Origin of the sequence: Prevotella sp. E13-17 (assembly GCF_022024035.1) — a bacterium.
GTDB lineage: Bacteria > Bacteroidota > Bacteroidia > Bacteroidales > Bacteroidaceae > Prevotella.
On sequence record NZ_CP091787.1, the window covers coordinates 1,554,867 to 1,573,364 of the forward strand.

Annotated in this window: 34 protein-coding genes; 5 read left to right on the forward strand and 29 right to left on the reverse strand. The window is 42.0% G+C overall.

What is annotated here, in order from left to right; genetic code table 11:
- Nucleotides 1–188: 188 nt before the first annotated feature.
- From L6472_RS05915 to L6472_RS06020, 22 genes are all read right to left on the reverse strand, one after another.
- On the reverse strand, nucleotides 189–674 hold the full coding sequence (locus L6472_RS05915) for a hypothetical protein (protein ID WP_237807757.1): 486 nt from the start codon (nucleotides 672–674) through the stop codon (nucleotides 189–191).
- A gap of 15 nt (nucleotides 675–689) precedes the next feature.
- Nucleotides 690–1,178, reverse strand: a complete 489-nt coding sequence (locus tag L6472_RS05920) for a hypothetical protein (RefSeq protein ID WP_237807758.1) — start codon at nucleotides 1,176–1,178, stop codon at nucleotides 690–692.
- Entirely contained in the window at nucleotides 1,175–1,465 is a 291-nt protein-coding gene (locus tag L6472_RS05925; protein ID WP_237807759.1) for a hypothetical protein, read from the reverse strand. The genes L6472_RS05920 and L6472_RS05925 overlap by 4 nt, the downstream gene beginning before the upstream one ends.
- Nucleotides 1,466–1,481: 16 nt before the next feature.
- Nucleotides 1,482–1,931, reverse strand: coding sequence for a hypothetical protein (locus L6472_RS05930; protein WP_237807760.1), 450 nt, complete (start codon nucleotides 1,929–1,931; stop codon nucleotides 1,482–1,484).
- The gene (locus tag L6472_RS05935; protein ID WP_237807761.1) at nucleotides 1,928–2,323 is read right to left on the reverse strand and encodes a hypothetical protein; all 396 of its coding nucleotides are present in this window, start codon (nucleotides 2,321–2,323) and stop codon (nucleotides 1,928–1,930) included. The genes L6472_RS05930 and L6472_RS05935 overlap by 4 nt, the downstream gene beginning before the upstream one ends.
- Before the next feature lie 2 nt (nucleotides 2,324–2,325).
- Complete coding sequence (locus L6472_RS05940; RefSeq protein ID WP_237807762.1) at nucleotides 2,326–2,952, reverse strand: hypothetical protein; 627 nt, start codon at nucleotides 2,950–2,952, stop codon at nucleotides 2,326–2,328.
- A gap of 102 nt (nucleotides 2,953–3,054) precedes the next feature.
- Complete coding sequence (locus L6472_RS05945) at nucleotides 3,055–3,630, reverse strand: hypothetical protein (RefSeq protein ID WP_237807765.1); 576 nt, start codon at nucleotides 3,628–3,630, stop codon at nucleotides 3,055–3,057.
- Between the two features lie 30 nt (nucleotides 3,631–3,660).
- The gene (locus L6472_RS05950) at nucleotides 3,661–4,365 is read right to left on the reverse strand and encodes a hypothetical protein (RefSeq protein WP_237807767.1); all 705 of its coding nucleotides are present in this window, start codon (nucleotides 4,363–4,365) and stop codon (nucleotides 3,661–3,663) included.
- Nucleotides 4,353–4,670: a hypothetical protein gene (locus L6472_RS05955; RefSeq protein ID WP_237807769.1), complete on the reverse strand. Its 318-nt coding sequence runs from the start codon at nucleotides 4,668–4,670 to the stop codon at nucleotides 4,353–4,355. Before L6472_RS05955 ends, L6472_RS05950 begins: the two co-directional genes overlap by 13 nt.
- 12 nt (nucleotides 4,671–4,682) lie before the next feature.
- Complete coding sequence (locus tag L6472_RS05960) at nucleotides 4,683–6,050, reverse strand: hypothetical protein (protein WP_237807771.1); 1,368 nt, start codon at nucleotides 6,048–6,050, stop codon at nucleotides 4,683–4,685.
- An 86-nt stretch (nucleotides 6,051–6,136) separates the two neighbouring features.
- Nucleotides 6,137–6,718: a hypothetical protein gene (locus L6472_RS05965; protein ID WP_237807772.1), complete on the reverse strand. Its 582-nt coding sequence runs from the start codon at nucleotides 6,716–6,718 to the stop codon at nucleotides 6,137–6,139.
- 11 nt (nucleotides 6,719–6,729) lie between these two features.
- Nucleotides 6,730–7,278: a hypothetical protein gene (locus tag L6472_RS05970; RefSeq protein WP_237807773.1), complete on the reverse strand. Its 549-nt coding sequence runs from the start codon at nucleotides 7,276–7,278 to the stop codon at nucleotides 6,730–6,732.
- Nucleotides 7,275–8,279: a radical SAM protein gene (locus L6472_RS05975; protein ID WP_237807774.1), complete on the reverse strand. Its 1,005-nt coding sequence runs from the start codon at nucleotides 8,277–8,279 to the stop codon at nucleotides 7,275–7,277. Before L6472_RS05975 ends, L6472_RS05970 begins: the two co-directional genes overlap by 4 nt.
- A complete protein-coding gene (locus L6472_RS05980) occupies nucleotides 8,276–8,797 on the reverse strand; it encodes a hypothetical protein (RefSeq protein WP_237807775.1) in 522 nt (173 codons plus the stop codon). Before L6472_RS05980 ends, L6472_RS05975 begins: the two co-directional genes overlap by 4 nt.
- A gap of 1 nt (nucleotide 8,798) precedes the next feature.
- Entirely contained in the window at nucleotides 8,799–8,984 is a 186-nt protein-coding gene (locus L6472_RS05985) for a hypothetical protein (RefSeq protein WP_237807776.1), read from the reverse strand.
- Nucleotides 8,981–9,436 (reverse strand): DUF4494 domain-containing protein, encoded by a 456-nt coding sequence (locus L6472_RS05990; RefSeq protein WP_237807777.1) that lies wholly within the window; start codon nucleotides 9,434–9,436, stop codon nucleotides 8,981–8,983. Before L6472_RS05990 ends, L6472_RS05985 begins: the two co-directional genes overlap by 4 nt.
- Nucleotides 9,433–9,942 (reverse strand): hypothetical protein, encoded by a 510-nt coding sequence (locus L6472_RS05995; RefSeq protein ID WP_237807778.1) that lies wholly within the window; start codon nucleotides 9,940–9,942, stop codon nucleotides 9,433–9,435. The genes L6472_RS05990 and L6472_RS05995 overlap by 4 nt, the downstream gene beginning before the upstream one ends.
- On the reverse strand, nucleotides 9,939–10,196 hold the full coding sequence (locus tag L6472_RS06000; protein WP_237807779.1) for a guided entry of tail-anchored proteins factor 1: 258 nt from the start codon (nucleotides 10,194–10,196) through the stop codon (nucleotides 9,939–9,941). The genes L6472_RS05995 and L6472_RS06000 overlap by 4 nt, the downstream gene beginning before the upstream one ends.
- A 25-nt stretch (nucleotides 10,197–10,221) precedes the next feature.
- Complete coding sequence (locus L6472_RS06005) at nucleotides 10,222–11,190, reverse strand: hypothetical protein (RefSeq protein WP_237807780.1); 969 nt, start codon at nucleotides 11,188–11,190, stop codon at nucleotides 10,222–10,224.
- Entirely contained in the window at nucleotides 11,187–11,405 is a 219-nt protein-coding gene (locus L6472_RS06010) for a hypothetical protein (RefSeq protein WP_237807781.1), read from the reverse strand. Before L6472_RS06010 ends, L6472_RS06005 begins: the two co-directional genes overlap by 4 nt.
- A 148-nt stretch (nucleotides 11,406–11,553) precedes the next feature.
- Complete coding sequence (locus tag L6472_RS06015) at nucleotides 11,554–11,742, reverse strand: hypothetical protein (protein WP_237807782.1); 189 nt, start codon at nucleotides 11,740–11,742, stop codon at nucleotides 11,554–11,556.
- A 2-nt stretch (nucleotides 11,743–11,744) separates the two neighbouring features.
- Entirely contained in the window at nucleotides 11,745–12,062 is a 318-nt protein-coding gene (locus tag L6472_RS06020) for an AlpA family transcriptional regulator (protein ID WP_237807783.1), read from the reverse strand.
- A 329-nt stretch (nucleotides 12,063–12,391) separates the two neighbouring features.
- Between L6472_RS06020 and L6472_RS06025 the strand changes: the two genes are divergently transcribed.
- The 4 genes from L6472_RS06025 (at nucleotide 12,392) to L6472_RS06040 (ending at nucleotide 13,894) form a co-directional block, all read left to right on the forward strand.
- Nucleotides 12,392–12,787, forward strand: a complete 396-nt coding sequence (locus L6472_RS06025; RefSeq protein WP_237807784.1) for a helix-turn-helix domain-containing protein — start codon at nucleotides 12,392–12,394, stop codon at nucleotides 12,785–12,787.
- 19 nt (nucleotides 12,788–12,806) lie between these two features.
- The gene (locus L6472_RS06030; RefSeq protein WP_237807785.1) at nucleotides 12,807–13,094 is read left to right on the forward strand and encodes a hypothetical protein; all 288 of its coding nucleotides are present in this window, start codon (nucleotides 12,807–12,809) and stop codon (nucleotides 13,092–13,094) included.
- Between the two features lie 9 nt (nucleotides 13,095–13,103).
- Nucleotides 13,104–13,598 (forward strand): hypothetical protein, encoded by a 495-nt coding sequence (locus tag L6472_RS06035; RefSeq protein ID WP_237807786.1) that lies wholly within the window; start codon nucleotides 13,104–13,106, stop codon nucleotides 13,596–13,598.
- A gap of 74 nt (nucleotides 13,599–13,672) precedes the next feature.
- Nucleotides 13,673–13,894, forward strand: coding sequence for a hypothetical protein (locus tag L6472_RS06040; RefSeq protein ID WP_237807787.1), 222 nt, complete (start codon nucleotides 13,673–13,675; stop codon nucleotides 13,892–13,894).
- A 176-nt stretch (nucleotides 13,895–14,070) separates the two neighbouring features.
- On the opposite strand, the gene L6472_RS06045 is transcribed toward L6472_RS06040, so the two are convergent.
- A complete protein-coding gene (locus L6472_RS06045) occupies nucleotides 14,071–14,301 on the reverse strand; it encodes a hypothetical protein (protein ID WP_237807788.1) in 231 nt (76 codons plus the stop codon).
- Between the two features lie 144 nt (nucleotides 14,302–14,445).
- Between L6472_RS06045 and L6472_RS06050 the strand changes: the two genes are divergently transcribed.
- Nucleotides 14,446–14,745 carry a hypothetical protein gene (locus L6472_RS06050; protein ID WP_237807789.1) on the forward strand — a complete coding sequence of 100 codons (300 nt, stop codon included), beginning with the start codon at nucleotides 14,446–14,448 and terminating at the stop codon, nucleotides 14,743–14,745.
- Nucleotides 14,746–15,075: 330 nt separating this feature from the next.
- Here the strand turns inward: L6472_RS06050 and L6472_RS06055 are convergent, their stop codons facing one another.
- The 6 genes from L6472_RS06055 to L6472_RS06080 form a co-directional block, all read right to left on the reverse strand.
- Nucleotides 15,076–15,480, reverse strand: a complete 405-nt coding sequence (locus L6472_RS06055) for a hypothetical protein (RefSeq protein ID WP_237807790.1) — start codon at nucleotides 15,478–15,480, stop codon at nucleotides 15,076–15,078.
- Nucleotides 15,481–15,482: 2 nt separating this feature from the next.
- Nucleotides 15,483–15,890: a hypothetical protein gene (locus L6472_RS06060; protein ID WP_237807791.1), complete on the reverse strand. Its 408-nt coding sequence runs from the start codon at nucleotides 15,888–15,890 to the stop codon at nucleotides 15,483–15,485.
- A gap of 63 nt (nucleotides 15,891–15,953) precedes the next feature.
- Nucleotides 15,954–16,340: a hypothetical protein gene (locus L6472_RS06065; RefSeq protein ID WP_237807792.1), complete on the reverse strand. Its 387-nt coding sequence runs from the start codon at nucleotides 16,338–16,340 to the stop codon at nucleotides 15,954–15,956.
- A 58-nt stretch (nucleotides 16,341–16,398) separates the two neighbouring features.
- Nucleotides 16,399–16,935: a hypothetical protein gene (locus tag L6472_RS06070; RefSeq protein ID WP_237807793.1), complete on the reverse strand. Its 537-nt coding sequence runs from the start codon at nucleotides 16,933–16,935 to the stop codon at nucleotides 16,399–16,401.
- Between the two features lie 83 nt (nucleotides 16,936–17,018).
- Entirely contained in the window at nucleotides 17,019–18,014 is a 996-nt protein-coding gene (locus L6472_RS06075) for a hypothetical protein (RefSeq protein ID WP_237807794.1), read from the reverse strand.
- A 131-nt stretch (nucleotides 18,015–18,145) separates the two neighbouring features.
- Nucleotides 18,146–18,337 (reverse strand): hypothetical protein, encoded by a 192-nt coding sequence (locus L6472_RS06080; protein ID WP_237807795.1) that lies wholly within the window; start codon nucleotides 18,335–18,337, stop codon nucleotides 18,146–18,148.
- Nucleotides 18,338–18,498 lie beyond the last annotated feature (161 nt).

Genomic DNA, 18,498 nt, shown 5'->3' on the forward strand with positions numbered 1-18,498 from the left:
TTAATAATATTCATCGCTTTCTTGGCTAATGCCCTGCGTTCTCGTTCTCTCCTGAGCCTCTGGTACTCACGTTGGTAAGCCTTCCGCTCTTCAATGTGGCTTTGGTAATACTTATTCATTGTTCTTTGTTTGTATATAATCGGTTGTTTGTTGGTTTTATCATTCCTTCTCGGTTCTTCCACTACTCGTTAAACCATCGTATTTCGGGATGCTTTTTTAAGTAATCTCAGTCTTAGTATTTCTATCATGTGTTGTGCGACTTTATCCCACTCCTCTTTTGGAATGTATAACGGCTCAGGCCTTACTCGCAGACCCATCGTACATGATATACTTAGGTTTGTGCTCTGCTTGAATAATTGCGACATGTCATCAGTATACTCCACACAAAACATGCTACAGGCTTGCTTGATGGTAAGATCGTTCTTGATGGCCAGCTCTAGAATAAGAAGGATCGATAGAACTTCTTGTTCTTGTGCCATCTCGTTTACAACCTTCTCCATCACAGATTGCCAATCTTTTGATACGTCAAGCTGTGCAAGGAGACCTGGATGCAACCTTCTCTCTTTATCCTTTCGGGAAGCCTCAGTTTGTTCCCAGTCACGCTTAACTCTTTCTAGCGTGCCTTCTTCCATTTGTTTTATTATCTCCTGATATTCCATATTAACGTCTTCCATATTTTCGTTCTTTATTTATTTCTCAATGGTCTTCAGTGCCGACTTTATTTCGTCTGCAAATACCGATTTTTCGTCTGTAATAGAAATTTTCTCTCTCAACATCTGTATTAGTTGCGACCGTTGCTGTTTAGATGCCACATGCATGTCTTCAACGGTGATTCTATCAGAATGGTGACCAATAAACAATTTAAAGTCGTTGCAGTTGATTACTGTATCTTTGCGATCATCCCATATAACCCATATATTATATTTGGGGGCATATAAAACATCGCCCTGCTTGAACTGTATGGGTTCTTTCTTCAAATTTTCAGATCGTTTCAATACTTCCTTGTCGTGCTCGTCGAGAAATTCGTTAAACGCTTCACGCACGGCATCCATCGTGTAGTTAGGCTTGCTGAGCCTTGCACCCGTCACCATGTCGAGCACGGTGCAGTAGTCGCTTTCCAATCTATCGTAGTCCTTGACTTTGTAGATTATTTCCTTAATTTTGCTAAGTATATTCATTTCTTCAAATCCTTAAATCGTTTCAATACTTCTTCTAAAAATGATTGCTGAGTTGGATAAATTTGATAATAATCAACATTCCCATTTACTACTTCTGCAAATACTTCGTGGGATATATCCTGCAATAGTTTCAAGTCTTCCCAAGTAAGTTCGTTGTCTTTCTCAGCTTGGTGGTAGCCTTCAATATATTCTGCGCAAACACCTTTAAGGTGCATTTCTATCCATTCTTTGCTTGCACCTTCATGCACAGGAAATCTTTCTAATGCTCTATCTTCTGCCTTGTCCATTTCTTAAACATTTATATTATATAAATTTAATCCTTACATGATTCAGATTACCCGCAAGATATACCATTGCATCATCGGTAATCTTAACACCCGCCAATTTCATATCCTTTATGACACCAGCCTTGGCAGACTCCTCGTCCTTGTATTCGCCACAGCAAATAAGCCCACGGACAAAAGCCTTTGCAACATCCAAATTAACCTGGTAACAAAATTGATTATACAAAAACATTCCATCATATCCATCATCCTCGTTGATGGTATTAAACCCATGCAGCCCGCCAGCCTTTGTTGTTCCGTCCTCAAACACACCAATAGCGATCAGGCTTGGGATCATGTAATTGCCCACTGCGGTATCACAAGCGATACCACACCCAAAATCCTGGTTTTCATTGTTACCATCTTCCCGCCAGACGCATATCACGTTCTTGGCTTCCATTACTTGTAAGTTAATCAGTTTGGGTTTCATAATTCAATAGTTTTTTCAATTCCGCAAAGTCTTAATGCATGCTGGAGTTCATGAACAAACGCAATTGGCATTTCATTAATTGTCAAACACCCCTTTTCGATGTCAATGTAATCGTATGCACCATTTGTATAGTTGGAGCTTTTAGGGTGAAAAGTTATGACCAAATTTTCGTCATCGTCAAAATACTCACAGTCGTCTTGCCACTGTTTTTCAAAACCGTTCTTTTCAAAAATCTCTGTAGTGAGAGGAATCGGGAAAATATTGAAATCTTCCGTGGTCGCAGCAGGCTTACCCCTAAACATCTGAGAAAATATCATAGGGTATATCTGCATGGGCTTGTCAATGTTTTTGTTGTAAACCCAATCATCAATCATCAATTCGTTTGCTTTCATAGTCAGTTCTCCTTAATTAGAATCACCTTGTACTTATCTCCTTCTTTTGCCAAAGGAATATCCTTGTCATAGTCATAGAGTTCCGTCTGTGGGATATACGGGTAGTTTCCTGCATCAACGTGTACTGTGACCTCTGTAGCATCTTTCATCAACTGCTCTTTCTGCCACTTAGCCCCCGCTTTGAACATTTCAACGCAATCTTTATCTGTTGGATTTCCAACATAAACATCATCATATAGAATATTACTATATAAATAATGTTTTGCCGCCTCTTCCAAGTCCTCGCTTACAGGCTCTTCATCCATTGTAGCCATAGGTACTTTCTCGCCATTCATTATTTTAAGGCTTTCCATGACGATTTTTGCATCAGTTGAATAACCCTCTACCTCTAAAGCGTCAGCCAGTTTTGCGATATATGCTTTTGCTCTGTCTGTTGGCTCAATCATTTCAAGTAGTCGAGGAATTGCCTTAAAAGCGAATCTCTCGCTTACAGGCTCTTTTTGCAAGGTGTCAATGAGAAACAAAACTGTGCGCAAAGCCTTTCGATAATTAAAAGCACCTTTTTTCCTGCGATACTCTTTGTGAAGTTTTTCAATTTCTTCACGAATTTTCTGTACTTTGTCTGTCATACCGTATTCCTCCTGTCATTTCTAAGTTTTTCTTCATCAACTGGGATATTCTGAATGTCATGCAAACGCTTCTTTTCTTTATCTGTCATACTATTCTTTAATCTAAAACAAAATTGGTAATCTAACAAAATGCTCGTTGTCTGGGGTGTTAAATGTCGTGTCCCAATAGCGGCCTATAACCTGCCAGGTGCCATCAAGATGTATATCATATTCTTTTTTGACCTCTTCCCAAAGTTTGAGTTGCTCTTCAAACACATAGAGACGATTGGTTTTGTTTGCAAAACGCTTAGGCATTAATTTCCATATTGGGGCTTTTATAAAGCGGGCGAAAGAATGATACCCGTTTCTACTCTTGGGGGAAACGTTTATACCATCAATAAATCTGTATAGATAACCGATTTCGCTTCCAGAAAAGTTGCATAACTGCAGACCACTCGTGTATAAATATAGTTTCTGTATGTTAGGGTACTGCTCACGAAGCCCTTGACAAAGCCCCGTGATAGCTCCAATACCATGAATAAGAGGTTCGCCTCCTGTGATGCATACCGTGTGGGCCTCACGTAGCATATCGGTCGTGACAGTTGGTAAGTTCCCAATGTCATAGAAGTTATTACAACACAGAGGACATTGATAGTTACATTTCTCTGTAATCAGTATGTGGTATATTTGTTCGCTCATAACTTTATTCTTTTAAGGAAGAAGTAAGCACTAAGGCTTACTATCTTCCAGTTGTCTAATTACACTACCATTGTAGGCGTTCCGTGTGAGTGAGATAAACTCATTCACCGTGTACTCACCATGCTCATAGTCAAGACCATGCTCTTCACAAAAATGCTTTCGTCCAGCAAGGCACGAACCAGTCAAGACATGGTGCCAACTGAACAGTTCCTTTGCAGACACTTTCTTGTCTCGGTCAGGATATGTTTCGTTGAACTTTACAATTCTTTCTTCAAGCGGCATGTTCTGCTCGTATTTTTCAGCTGCATCGTCAAATGCTTCTTTCAGAGTATCGCCATGAGCAAAGTAATTACCACACTTAGCAATATAACAAGATCGCGTAGTGAGGTCACTGTTAAGTATTCGTCCTTTGGCATAGTTGCTATGTACGGAATCTATCAGTGTCTGAGTATTGTCAACCCTGTGTACCACCATACCATTAATGGCCTCTATATTTCTGCCATAGCCATAGCCATAGCCATAGCCATCGCCATAGCCATAGCCATAGCCATAGCCATAGCCATAGCCATCGCCAGAGCCATCGCCAGAGCCATCGCCAGAGCCATCGCCAGAGCCATAGCCATAGCCAGAGCCATAGCCAGAGCCATAGCCAGAGCCATAGCCATAGCCATTTGGATATTCATCAACTCGCAGGAAGTCTAATACTTCCTGCCTCGTCTCAATCATTTTTTCCATTCTCTTACGCTTTCGATTGATTCAACAGCTTTTTCGGTACATTCGTGGATTTCAATCACAGAGCTTACCACAATAGATGATTCCGTAATGGTAAACTTGCAATTTGAGGGTACCTTCGTTCCATCAACAGCCAGCTGCGTAATTGAGCACGCACCATCCCAGTACCACAATCTGCGGCAGTTGAGTAGTTCAACCGTCCATTTGTCTTCACACTTCTCGACCTCATTAAGAGTGCCGAAGAATACACCTGCTCCGTAAGAGCGAATTACAACTTTCTTTCCAATTAACTTTTCAATTGCTTTCATCTTGTCTGAATTTTAAATTGTTAATAATTGTAGTTTCTTTAATTGTTCCAATATTCCGTGCAAAGTTGCATGATAGTTTATAGGATTTACGCGTAAGTCAATAACTTCTTCGAGCACTTTTATATCAGTTGCACTCGGCTTCCAAGTTGACTGAGGTCTGAGGGATTTAATCTTATTTTTAAGCCAGTGAAAAATAATGTGGGCATCCCATTTATCTGTAATTTGATACTTTGCTAAAGCATTCTTACAGACAAGAAGATATTGTTCATCCTCTTCACTCCACTCTTGCTTTGGTTGTGGTTGTACTCTTTCTTTGAGGGATTTGAGCCAATCCAATTTATCTTCATTGCCCATAAATCCAGCAAGTGCAAATATAGTTGCAGTGTATATCTTTTCATCCTCTTCACTCCAAGGCATCTGCTCAATCTTCTTCAATTCTTTCTTCTCAGCATCCCATTTGTAACCAGCATCTTTCATTTCTTGAAATAAAAGGTCACGCTGTTCTTTAGTTGCAGGATAGATTTCAGAACCTGTTGCAATATATGAATTAGTGTCTATACGGAATCCTAATTCAATATCATAATGACAATAGCATGTAGGTTTTCCGTTAGAATTCATCTTTTTAAATATAAATACCCAGTCTTCTGTTGCAAGCACATCACCATCAATTGCGTCTTCGATAGTCCATAAATGCCAATTCTCTACATCTGGAATATCTGCAGAATGAACACTAAGGTCTTTATTATAACCAAACCATCCGTGAAACTTGTTATTTTCGTTTTCGTCAACCTTGCCAATGATTTTTCCATTAGTAATAATATCGCCAACCTTAAACTTCTGCTCACCTTGCTTAATAACTACCTTGTTATCTTCTATCTCTGCGTGGTAGCCGTTAGGTATGTTGTAGCTGGCTTCTTGTAACTCGCTGTCTTTTGCACCAAAGGGAATTTCGACATCAAGAGTTGGTTTCTGCTCACCTAACTTTTCAAGACAATATTTTATTGCTGCTTCACAAACACCTTCGTAAGTTGTCCATTGGCCACTATCTTCATCATTACCACCTTCTTTTGGATTACATTTACAACTTCCATAAGGAATATTGGATATTGTATAGAGATAACCACAAGCTGTTCTATAAGGTTCGATACATAAATTATGCACTTCTCTTAGCCACTTCATTGCCATTTGGAGAGTAGAGCAACCTATAATCTCTATTGTATCACTTTTATTATTATAAACCTGACGTGGTATATTGTCATTGAAGATTGGTTCAGCATTAATCATATGAAACCAATAAGCGTTACAAGGTTCATTAAATCCTTTCTCTTTCAGCAGTTTTGCAGTTTTAAAACTAACATAATCTTCTGTAATTGTTGCCATAGCTGTTTTTTCTTTTGATAAGGACACCACCCCACAGAAGTTCAATTACTTCGTAATCTCCTGTAACAACAGTGCCCTGATGATCATTATTTATCTTCATCACTAATAAAATCTATCATGAGCACGTCTTTGGAGGTGCCTTTGATAATATTCTCTTTGTTATGCAACTTCGCATATAGCCAGGGCCATAATGTGTATAAGAGACTGCCACTTGCGGAACCATATTTGCCGTCAATCTGCAAGTTCCTGGTCTTGAAGTCATAATCTATATTTGGTTTAGATAAAAGGTTGTTGCCACCAAAGAAATAGATGTTAGGAAACCAATCTTTAATCTTGGCACACCAGGAGGCAAACATGCGCACTTCATTAATAGAGCAGTCTGTATAACTACGGATCTCATGTATAACCCTTACATATGTATCTGGATGCATGTTAAGGTAATATAAATCGCCCATCACTTCAGTTTCAGACACTTCATAATCTATGAGTCCGTGGGCGATTTTGAGCACTCCATTTGTGAATTTAACCCTGAGATCAAAACAACGTGCACCAGCTGCATACTGGTCATAGATGTTCAGCTGTTGACATCGTGCAGTGAAAGCGAACAAGCGCATCCACCATCTTTTCGGACGTAGGAACGTCCATGAGTCGTGTGATCCAATAATCATAGTTTAATGTTTTAAGTGAATAATGTTAGTTCTGTTACTTCCTTCTTTTGACGAGGCCTCATCTGTTTGTAGTTCATAGTCTCATCTGGTGTTGCTGGCTTTTCTTGATGCATCATACATTGCTGAGGCTTCGTCATCATCATTGTGCGTCTTGCGCTGACACCTTCCACCCAAAGCCTATAGAACTCCTCCAGGGCATCAATACAAAGATGATTGTGCTCTGTATCCCAATGGTTCTTTTTGAACTCCTGGAGCCTTACCCATGCTTCCGAAGGTACCTTCTGTATCAGCTTTGCGTCTTGGATAGCCCTTTCTATTGTTGCTCCTACGTTGCTAGGTGGTTCAGAATGCTTAAATTCCCCAAGAGTAGGGAAGTGCTTGGGATAATCACCACATGCTTCTTGTACCGTCTTATATACATGCTGCGGTGTGTAGAGCACGGTAGCTTGAACACCTTGAATAGGTATGCGGACGGCTGTCATACCAAACATGTCATTGTGGTTGATGATCTCTCCGGCAACCACCTTGTTATACCAACTGACATATACCTGCTCCATCATTTACAATTAAAGTATTCTATACATTTAAATCCTTTTCTTGGCTCGAACTCCTCAAAGCTGTGTGCTACGAAGTGTGCTCTTTTGTTGACCCATGCAGCCATGTCCTTTTGCCATTGTGGAATAGGTCGGTGTGGATTGTCTGGATCACGATAGGGTTGAGCAAAGGCATACACCCAGTTTCCTGTGTGATTCTTTCGAGCGTCTTGCAATCGTTGCCACCAATATTGAATGCGGTCATAGCATTCGTTCATGTCATCGTTGAGCATGGTGTAGAGGAAGAACTCTCCGTGAAATCCGTAACCGATTATCATTTCCATTGCCCGCTCACAGTATTCAATTTGCTTGTGAGTGTCACAACCAAAGCGGATGCGGTTCTTGTCGAGCCACTTGACCTTTGCAAGTAGTTGTGCCCATTCATCTGTAACGAGTCTTGCATCGAGTGCCTGGTTGAAGTCCACTCGATAACCTCTTTCGATAATCTTCTGAACCTGCTGCTTGGCATAATCGCCAGCCGCAAGGATGTTGTTATCCATGAGCACCAACTTCGTGCGCCCCTCAATGGCTATCTCGTCCACGTCCATGTAGGGAACGATGCGCCCTTCTTTCCTTGGCACCACACACCAACGGCATTTATTCGGGCATCCTCTGGTCAGAAAACCGTATGCATAGTCCTTTGGTATATTTCGATAAATGCTATAATCAGGCTGACATCTATCTATTTCTTTTGGAAGAACACTTTTAATGTCATATCCCGTTCCCCCTTTAATGACATTTCGTGCATTACTGATAATATAGCCATAGTCAGGTGAAAAGTTAAATATCTTGGACATATATACAATATCATAAGGTCTTTCTGTCCGCAAAGGATTGTACCACTCTACCGTATCACCATGGTTGCGATGCCACCTGGCAATCTTTCCAAGTGCGATGTTTGGATAGATTGTTGCGCCCCATTTTTTCTTTTTTGCATGCCCATCGACATCTATAAGCCCTATAATCATAGTCCAATGAATTTCTTGACGTACCTGTTTATTTCGTCTTCCATCTCGAAGTATTCCTTCGTTACTTCCTTCTTCGTCTGCTTGTCTATGTCGTTTCGCTTACGGGAGTCCATCCAGTTGTGCCAGCAGAAACGCCATGTTATAACGTCTCGGAAGAATTTATATCCAGGTGTTCCTTCCTTCTGTTTAAGAAGCTCTGGGTTGTGATCCAGTTGCTGGCTTATCTTGTGGTTCTGTTCGTCAATGCTCCAGGCAAGAGATTTGCATGCGTCAAGGTCGGCTCTTTTCTTGCCGTCTGCCACATACTTTTCACTTGCTTTAAGATACCTGTAGATTAGATAGACATACTCCTCTTCCTTTGTGAGGTTTATTGGCTCAACGTCAACCGTCATTCGTGCCAATGGCATCTTGTTCTGCAGGCTGCGAAGTTCTATCTTTGCATACTTAGCATCGAAGGCCGTGATATTTGGTGCCTTCTTTCCTGGTTCGTATATTTTGAATGTTACTTTGAATGGCATTTTACTTGAAAATATCTTCTTGTACGATGGTAATTACAGGTCTCGTATGTGTGCGCTTCTTGGCGGGGATGCGAAGATACCTCTTCAGCATGTGCTTCAAGGTAACTTCGCTTGTGCACTTGGCCGATATTGGCTCACGCTCTCCCGTCAGTCTGTTTTTGGCCGTGATGACGTATAGCGGTTTCATGACTTATCCATAATTACTTCGAACACATCCAGGATCTTGGTCTCGCTAACCGAAGATATGGTATAATCAATCATGGTGCCACCCATCACCTCATCAATGTTCTTGCGGGCCTCTTCTAGTGTTGCACCCTGCACCAGGTAGTTGACTGTTGTCTTCTTTTCCTTTTCTGTCTTCTCATCGATGGTGATAAACTGTAGCTTGCTCTTATACCACTTGTCGCTATTCTCCTTATCATCGAAGAAAACCTCACCCCAGGGACACCTATCAATCTCCTCGATATTATATTCACCACTGATGTATGATTGCATCTCATGGATGATGTTAGCCTCAGCCTCCGTAAAGCTAAGAGCGTTGACTACGAACTGTTCAGTTACTTTCTTTTCCATGCCGTCCTCCATCGTCTTCTCATAACGAATCTTGCAGAGGAACCAGTTTGCTGTTCTACTTCTCATGATTTCTTATTTTTGTTGTTTATAACTTTATAAAATTTCTCTCTCTCACGGTCTTCCTGCTCTTTGAGTCTGGCACGATTAGCGTCACGTATCTCTTTTCTTGTGTCATCCTTAATGCCTTTGATATAGTTTCTTATCACCTCCTGAAACTCCTCTAGGCTCCTGATAACGACATACATAAAACCTGCCGCCTCAAACATCCTTTGGAAGTCCTTCTGTTGCTGCGTCTGCTTGCCCAGCTTTGTCTTCATTTCGATTCCAAGGCCGTGGTAATGGCGCAGAAGAACTACACCCTCCTTGTAGGGTATTCCCACATCGCTTGCTGCGAATAATATCAGGTCTGCAACTCCTGCTACGGTTCCTTCAGCCTTATGGATGGCTCCCGATACTCTGCTATGAGCATTACCCTCATTGGCTACATGTGTCAAAAGCATTGTAAACTCAGGATACTCTGCTCTAAACCATGCTATACACTGCTGCTGTATTCTGCTCTCTGTATGATTCATTTATTACCTCCCGTCAGTTTTCTAAGTTTGGCTTCAGCAGTCTTGCGCTCATGTTCCGACTTGCTTAACTTTTTCTTCAGGTCTTCAATCTCATCATGCATTTTGTCATGCTCATACATGTGCTTATTCCAGTCACCTCTATGCAAGGCATGCAGGTTAAGTAACTCGCCTCTCAGTTTTTTTAGCTCGGCCTGCACGCTTTCCAGCTCTGCTACCATTGCGTTATACTTCTTGGTTGTGATAATCTTAATCATGTCTATATGTTTTTTTTGTTAAATGTTATTCTTCGTTGTCAGGTGTCCAGTATATTCCAAACCTCTGCAGTTCTCCGCTGTTGTAGGCACTGACCAGGGGTGCTCTTGCTGAACTCTTTGGGTTTGCCTTGACTAACTCTACCATCTGCATCAGAGTCTGCTTACGTTGCTCCAACTTGTCAGCGATTGATCGACTGTCTTCAGGTGGTGTTTCGATTACTCCTACACTCTTCTTCTCCTGACCTTGCCCTTTCTTCTTCGCCAGCTGCCACCGCTCCAAATACTGCTGGTAGTTTTTGGGCGAGAAGATATACTGAAAGCTGGCAATGAAGCCTGTTTTGTTGTTCCCTAAGCTGAATGGCTCTGCCAATACTTGCTCAAAGACCATGTCAATGCTCTGCATGCCATATCGTTTGATACACTCCTCAACCATCATTCTTGTCGGCATGGTCAGACGGATGCATGGAGGCAACTTTCCATCAAAAGTCTTGTTATACCTTTTTTTTGCTTCTAAGGCCACATCTCTCGCCTCTCTCTCCATCTTAGAAGGATTATTAAGACTTCTAAGATTATCTTTATATCTTCCTTCTATAGTTAATAGGTGTGTTGTCCCATCAGTTGTCTCAACGGTTGTCCCATTGGCTATCCCATTGGTTGTATCATCCGTTGCACTAAATAAGGTTTCTATACCACCACAACTATCATAATCACAAATAGTTATAACACTAAATCTGTTGTTCGCTTTAACGATAATTTCACCGTAAGCAATCAGTTTTTTCATGCAACGATCTAGCGTCATGCGCTTCATGCCCGTTATCTCGCAAAGGTCAGCTCTTGTTGTAGGACAGCTTCCTCTGCGGATGATGGTACCCTCAAAGCGTCCATCGGCCACGTATGCCAATGACTTCAGTGCCACATAAAGCTGGACAAGGGTAGGTTCCTTGAACCACTCTCTTTCAGGCAGGCTGCGCTGTTGTTTATACCATCCGGTCATAATCTTATTATCTCCTTATTTTTGAGGTTTACTACATAGTCAGAACAACTGTTGGGCCAGTTGGCCACCTCACGCTCGTATGGGAACTTTGTGTTCCAGGGTTGTGGATGCATAAGACACTCTGCGATGATGGGGTTATTACCATGCTGCAGCAGTCTCGCATGTTTACACGTAAGACAGCGTTTTACTGCCTTTGCTGTTGTGCTTTTTCCCATGACGCTATTTTAGTTGCTGTTATGTGTATTCTTCTGCATGTCTCCTCGAAGGCCAGTAGGCTCATCAAGTGACTGCGTTGATATAAGTCAGCGTAATGTTCGTGCAGCCTGGCCTTCAGTTCTCTCCTTGTTAGTCTCGGTGTTATCATTAGCGCATCATTTGTGGGTCCAATGACTGCGAATCTATCTCCGCTACATAAGTCACAGTTGTAGCCTCATCCTGCTCCATCTCGATTTGATTATACTCCAGCCTTCCTGCCAGTCCTATCAGTACGATGAATCCCATAATGACGGATACCACGAATGCATAGATCTGTATGGTCTCTTTTGTTGTCATAACTATAGGTATTTTTGTAGTTTACGATTACTCTGTAGTGCTTCTCTCACCTTTGCCTTGTCGTATAGCACTCTACGACCAATAACTGTAGGCTCTGGTATTAGTCCCTTCTTACGGTACTGCAGCAGGGTGGGGTCACTGACATGTAGGATGTCATCACGAAGCTGCTCCCTGGTGTAGTATTGAGGCTCATCACGTTCTTTAATGCGCTGCATTCCCCAGGCCGTGAAGTCCTCAAAGCATTTGCGCAGATCGGCAGCGTTGATGACCACCTGAATATTGGCAGCGTTCTCTGAATACATGATATCGTTCAGATCCATACTCCTTATCTTTATTTTTTAAGATACCCGTGTTACTTCAATCGTCCGCTGCATCCTGTTAAGCGATGTCTTGAACGTTTTCCCCCATTGAAACCCGAATGTGGAACACATTGACTTTACGCTGTTAGTCTTTGCTGCAGGAAAGCTGTGAACGGCTCCTATCTCCAACTCAGAGAGAATACCCAGCATTGACTTTTTCTGCTCTTTTCCTTCCATAAATTTTGATTTATCGAATAATTTATTTAACTTTATGGTGCAAAGATAGAATAAATTCTAATGATTGCAATAGAATAAGTTCTATTTATAAGATTAATTAACATTTTAACTACATGGATATAAAAGATAGAATTAACGAACTAAGAGATGCTAAAAACATGTCAGTAAGGGCTTTTGAGCAAGAAGTTGGTATTTCAAACGGCTTATGGGAAAAGGCAAAATCGCTATCAGAAGATGTTCTAATCAAAATTGTTGCTCGATACCCTGAAATAAACCCATATTGGCTCTTAAAAGGAGAGGGTGACATGTTTGGAGGGAATGATGATAGAAACTATTCTATAGGTATGGTGAATGCTTTGAAAGCAGAAAACGAATCTTTGAAGAAGGAGATAACTGTACTCAAAGCGATGCAGGGCAAAGATGATAAGGCTTTAGAGATTGCCATGAAACTTTATCAGGCCCTTGGCGAAGCATTTACCGCATATTACAAGCAAATGAAAGGAGAATAATATCAAAATTAAAGAAAGAATGAAAAACTATTTATTATTTATCACTGAATCAGTGAATAGCTTACCTTATATTTTGGTTGAGCAAATTATAAGTAAGGCAAAAAAGAAAGTTCAAATTTCGGATAATCTCTTCCTAATATCAACAGATAAGGATAATTGGAGGATTGACGAAGTGTGTTTCGCTTTGTCTAACGAAAGGAAGGCTGATGTTCTCGTTGTTGAAGTAAATAAAGATACTATTATGTCTTGGAGTGTAAAAGATTCAAATAGAGAAAACGAAATAGGGGATTTTTTTGAAAATAGATAGAGTATATTTATGAACGAATTACCTCAAACATTATTAGCCCGCATAGGAACTGTTGCGGTGGGAATGCAACACTTTTTTAACGAAAAAGGATTTATAGAAGAAAACAGAAGTGACAGGGCTATCTGGAACAACAGCAGTTTTATTATTGCGTTTTTAGTGGAATTTGGAATATGTTCTGTTGTTGATCAAGTTCATATTCAACTTGGTTTTAGACGTTTTTATGAAGATGAAGACGAAAGTTTTGCCTGTGATGTATGGATAAGAGAGGGTGTATCTTTTTATCGTAAACAAATTAGAGATATGAAGAATAACACTCACCCACTTCCAGATGTCATCGTGTTCAATCTGCTTCATCCAAATGTGGATAAAGTTCCATTCGAGGATTTACCACTATTCGAAATAGATATGTTTACAATAACAGAATGTTGGGCTTACATCCTTGACATTATCGACAGTTTCTTCTTAAGTGACTCAAACATTAAAGAACTTCCAAGAGGATGTTAGTGGTGTGACGAAAGGTTTCTTGAACAGCCTCAACATAAATTATACAAACAGGTTATATCAAACAAACAATAATTATGGATACAAAGAAATTTTCAAAGGAAGAGAGAATTACATTTGTCAAGCTCTACATAGATTTGACAAAGATAGTTGTTAACGACATACTCATTGAACCTGAGTTTGCAAGCACTCAGATTGAGAGGATTACAGCCCTACTCAACAGCCTTGCCCTCTCAAAAGACGAAAAGGCAAGGTACACCGAACTGATAGAAATATTCGCCAGTTTCGCCAGGCGATAGTCCTATAGGTCAAGTTCCACGCTTTCTGCGTGTAGCCTTTCAAACTCCCTTGGATTTGTCTGGCTCAATTCACTCATGACTTGATCATACACCGGACGTGTCTCTTTCAGGAACTGCCTGATAAATGTTTTGCTCTTTTCGTTAAGTTTCATAGGATAAATGTTTTGCTCTTTTCGTTAAGTTTCATAGGATGTTTCTATATCAATGGCAAACGAGAAACTCCAGAAATCGAGACGGAGATTGTATATTGCATCTCCACCCATCGGGAGTTTTCCAACGGACAGCCTTGGAAGGAGTTCATAGTCCCACCTATTATTCAACTGTTTGTAATGATAAAAACCCACACAAATTCCTGTGTTTTTTGTAATCTGGAACCACTTCCAGTATTTTCCAATACCTGTGATCATATTTTGTGATGATATTCTTTTCTGCAAAAATAGCAAATACAACAATAATCAAATCTTAAAAAAAATTAAAACAATGATATTTATTGGCTGAAGAAGGAGGCAGCATCCACCATTTCACAACTAAACCCGAACGTGGAAGTGGTAATGGTTGTTGCTACACCATTTTTTCAGGGGAAGGAATATACAGAGTTTGCAGTCAATGTCACATTAGGACCTGAAGACAAGTACGTTTTAAGGGTGGGGTGTCCGAACAGAGACTGTGATACAAAGATAATTGATATTAGCAATCTGATTTTTGAGGCTGTAAAGTCTGGTTCCGTCAAAGATGGAAAAATGAACTGCCATGGGCATTTGAGAAAATACGGTCATAACAGAAGTAGTTCGTTTGACTGTGATACCTACGTAGAATACAGAATAGAGCCTGTTTCAAAGAAAAAAACATGATTTCCAGCCATTCTCTCTTGTGCATTTCAAAATATCTTTGTACCTTTGCCCCGTCTAAATTTTGATGGAAATAGGATTCCGCAGGTCGCACATAATGGCCTGTGGTTTCCGACATAGCAGTCAGAACACTTATATTATAGTGTGAAGATAGCCGCAACCGTGTCGGAGAATGGAAACATCTTCGGAGTCACCATCAAGACTTAGACAACACGTAGTGCGGCTTTTTCGTGTCTATGTGTTTGGTTGATTTCCTATACTGGCTTAGTGCAATGGCCAGTTGTTCGATATTAGCGTGACGGTGTTAGCTGTGAAGCTGGTACACCGTCTTTTTTATTTTCCTCCACAACAAGGACAAGCAAGCCTTCTTATCATGGGCGCCATCCGTCTTCCAAGGTAACCCTGAGTATATGCTGGTGGTTCTCCGTAGTTCATGATGTCATAGGCACGTATAATGTCATCTGTGACGTGTCTAATTTCATGGAGCACTGTGTCAAAGAACTGCTCCCAGTTCTCCGAGCGACCAATCACCATCACGCTCCTGCGTAACCGAGGATTGCTAAAGGTGACCCCTTTGTTCCATTCCTCTGTCAACAGCCTGCATGACTCCATAATATCCTTGTCTGGGCATCCAATTCTATCCATGATCTGAACCATGGTGTTCATATCCTCCTGACGTGGTAGGTATATCACCGTCACAAGCCACCATCCGTCTATGTCTATCAGTTGTACTTGCATGGTTACATCACCTCATCCCATGGAACCTCTACTCTCATGACACACACATCCATCAGCCAGCGAGCAAAAGCGATGCCCTCATATCCGTCAGGATCGTCAATCACGTTCTTGATATACTTAGCCAAATGCTCCAAATCTGGAACACTCTCACCCAGATAGTCGGCCAATCCCATGTTTGCCACGAAGACAGTGTCGTGCTCCTTGGCATGCTTCACCTCTACGCCAAACTCTAACAGCAGCTTATCTACGTCTTCTTTGGTCATCGGTGTGATCTCGTTGCCATCTTCTCCTTTCATTCTGCCAACAGCAAAGTCAGCAAGTCCTTCGGAGAAGTGCCTGCCATGCTTTCGCTTATATTCCCTATATCCTTCCGGTACAAGGTCTAGTTCATCATCAAACAAATCTTCCATACTATTATTGTTTGTGCCAGGAAGAGGGCTGCAGACAAACTGCAGCACCACCTCCTGGACGTTTTACAAGCTATGACGCAGTTCCTGCATCATACGATCAATCTCCTGGAGCTTCTGCTCGTTCTTCTTGCGAAGTTCCTCACGCTCTTCCCAGGTACCTTCGTTGCGATACATCGGTGAATCACGATGGTAGGCACGTCCCATTCCGGCACGATAGTCAGCGCCATTGTTATGATATGATGGGGAATAGCCATCATTACGATAGTTCGCTGTACCACCTTCACACAGAGCATCCACAAAGCTGTCACCATGAGCCTTCAGTTCTTCGGCCATCTTTTCAACTTCAGGGCCACAATCTTCACTGATACTGTCAATGAAGTCACGAAGTTTCTTCTTCACCTCACGGGGTGATAGCTTCTTCGTCTTGATAATCATGAAATTCTCGCTCATATCTCTTTTTTACGTTTTAAGTGTTTTGTACATTGCCACATTACGGCAATCAGGATTACTATACCTTCGAAGTTTTCTTCAGCAAATCCAGTATTTCTTTCTGCGTAGCCTGAATATTTTCATTCTGTGATTTAAGTTCTCCATACTGGTTCTTCAGGTTCTCTATCGTCTCGTCGCGTTCTTGCTCATGGGCAAACTTCGGACTGATCTTCTTCCTGATATCTACATACTCACCCTTGGCTTTCACGTGCCACGGATTCTTAGCTATGTGCTCATCGCTAATCCTCTCCAGCTGCTGGATCTCAACATCCATCAGCTCCAAGCTCTCTGTGATTACTGTCGAGCCTCCACGGTCAACGACGCCCTGTGCCGGAACATTCCTGAATGTCCTCTGACCGCTGGACGTGCCTATAACCAAGTCAACAACGACCTCCTGTTGCTGGCCTAAAGCTATAGCTTGTAGAAACTGACCGGGTTGCGCATCCTTCACATGGGGCTGGCTCACATCGGTTACGATACCCTCTGAGTAAACGGGACCATTGTCACTAAGGTCAAGCATGAAGACCTTACTGCCTTTCGATAAACTCTGAAACATAATCTCCTGTTTTTGATACTTTGTTAATAATCTCTTTGATGATGGATAGCAGGCGACGGACTATCCGTCGCCACCATCCATCTTTAGCGTGCAGACTGGGTGGGTGTGGTGCCTCCGCCTGTGTCGGTGCCCGTACCTGTCCCAGGAATCAGCCCAAATAGACGTGCTACCAGCAGTGTGCCGATAAAATCGCTGCCAATGTTAGCGATGCCCGTTGGCACAGCCTGATAGCGATTGTCGGGAACGGTCAGAACTGGAGTCTGACAACGCTTAATGGCATCAACCTCTGTCTTCACACCTCCAATCTGAGACTGGAGTGCAGATTGCATCTGTGCCATACCGCCCATCAGCAGTTGGTTCTGCTCAATCTGACTAATCTTTCCATCCTTCGCCAAAGCTAGGGCTGTTAGCTCGGCTATCTTCTCGTTCTTGGCCTCCAGTTTGTCATTGTACATCTGCTGGAGGATAGAGCGGAACCCCTCGTTCTGAGAGTCCACGATGCGCTGGGTGTTGCGATTTCCCTCAGTAACTAGCGTGTTCGTCTGCTGACACATAGCCAGTGCCTGATCTTTGCAACAGCTGCAGAACTGCAATGCAATGTCACTTTGCCCCTTTTGTAGTGCCATTTGCAGCTGTGCTACACTCATGTTGCTCTGAGCTGCGAAGTTGGCCATGGCCAGACTAACGTTGTTCAAACCTGCCTGTACGGCATCTGTCGAAACACCGTATGCCGTAGCGAGTTCTGCCACTCGGTTGCCTACGCCTGTAATCTGTTGCATCAGCAGTTGCTGTCCGTTGCTGTTGGCCACGACGTTGGCCAGTGCGGCAGAGATGGCCTCGTCGTTGCAGTTGCAGTTACCGCGGTTGTTGTTCTGGTTGCCGTTCCAGCCGAACATGCTGCTGACGATGCCAAGACCAAACAGGCCGAGCACTCCGTCCCACATGCCATTGCTACCAAAGATACCGCCATTACGGTTGTTACCCATCACGGCAGCGAAGTCGGCAGGACTCCATCCGTTGCTACGACCACCGAAGCCGTTAGCATCTGAGCCGAGACTGATAAATTTCTCTTCTGTCATAATAATAAGGAATTGATGTTAATACTTTGTTGATTATCTCCGTCATGCGCATTGACATCACAAAGATAGATGACATTATGCTTGAAGGTGATCACCAAGCTTTATATAATAACCTCAATGTGTGATGCTATTTAACAGTTGGTCAGTTCCTTTCCCAACCTTGATACTGCACGTTCAATGGTTGCCCTGCCTACAGAGTAGTCTTCAGCAAGTATCCTCACCGCCTCAGCATACTTCATACCATGGCTTCTCATTCTTAGATACTCCTCATACATAGTCACAAACCGCCAGTCGTCACGGCATATCTCATTCTCTGAGAGCATTTTTAACGCAGGAGAGCTGATTTTTAGCAATTCTACAACTTTCATAGTGCAATTTTTTTGTTTGTTCGATATTAATTCTTATCTTTGCATTCTGAACCACCAACATACAATAATCTCTGCACGTGATGCAATCAAGGTCTATACTCCCTCGACAGCACTGC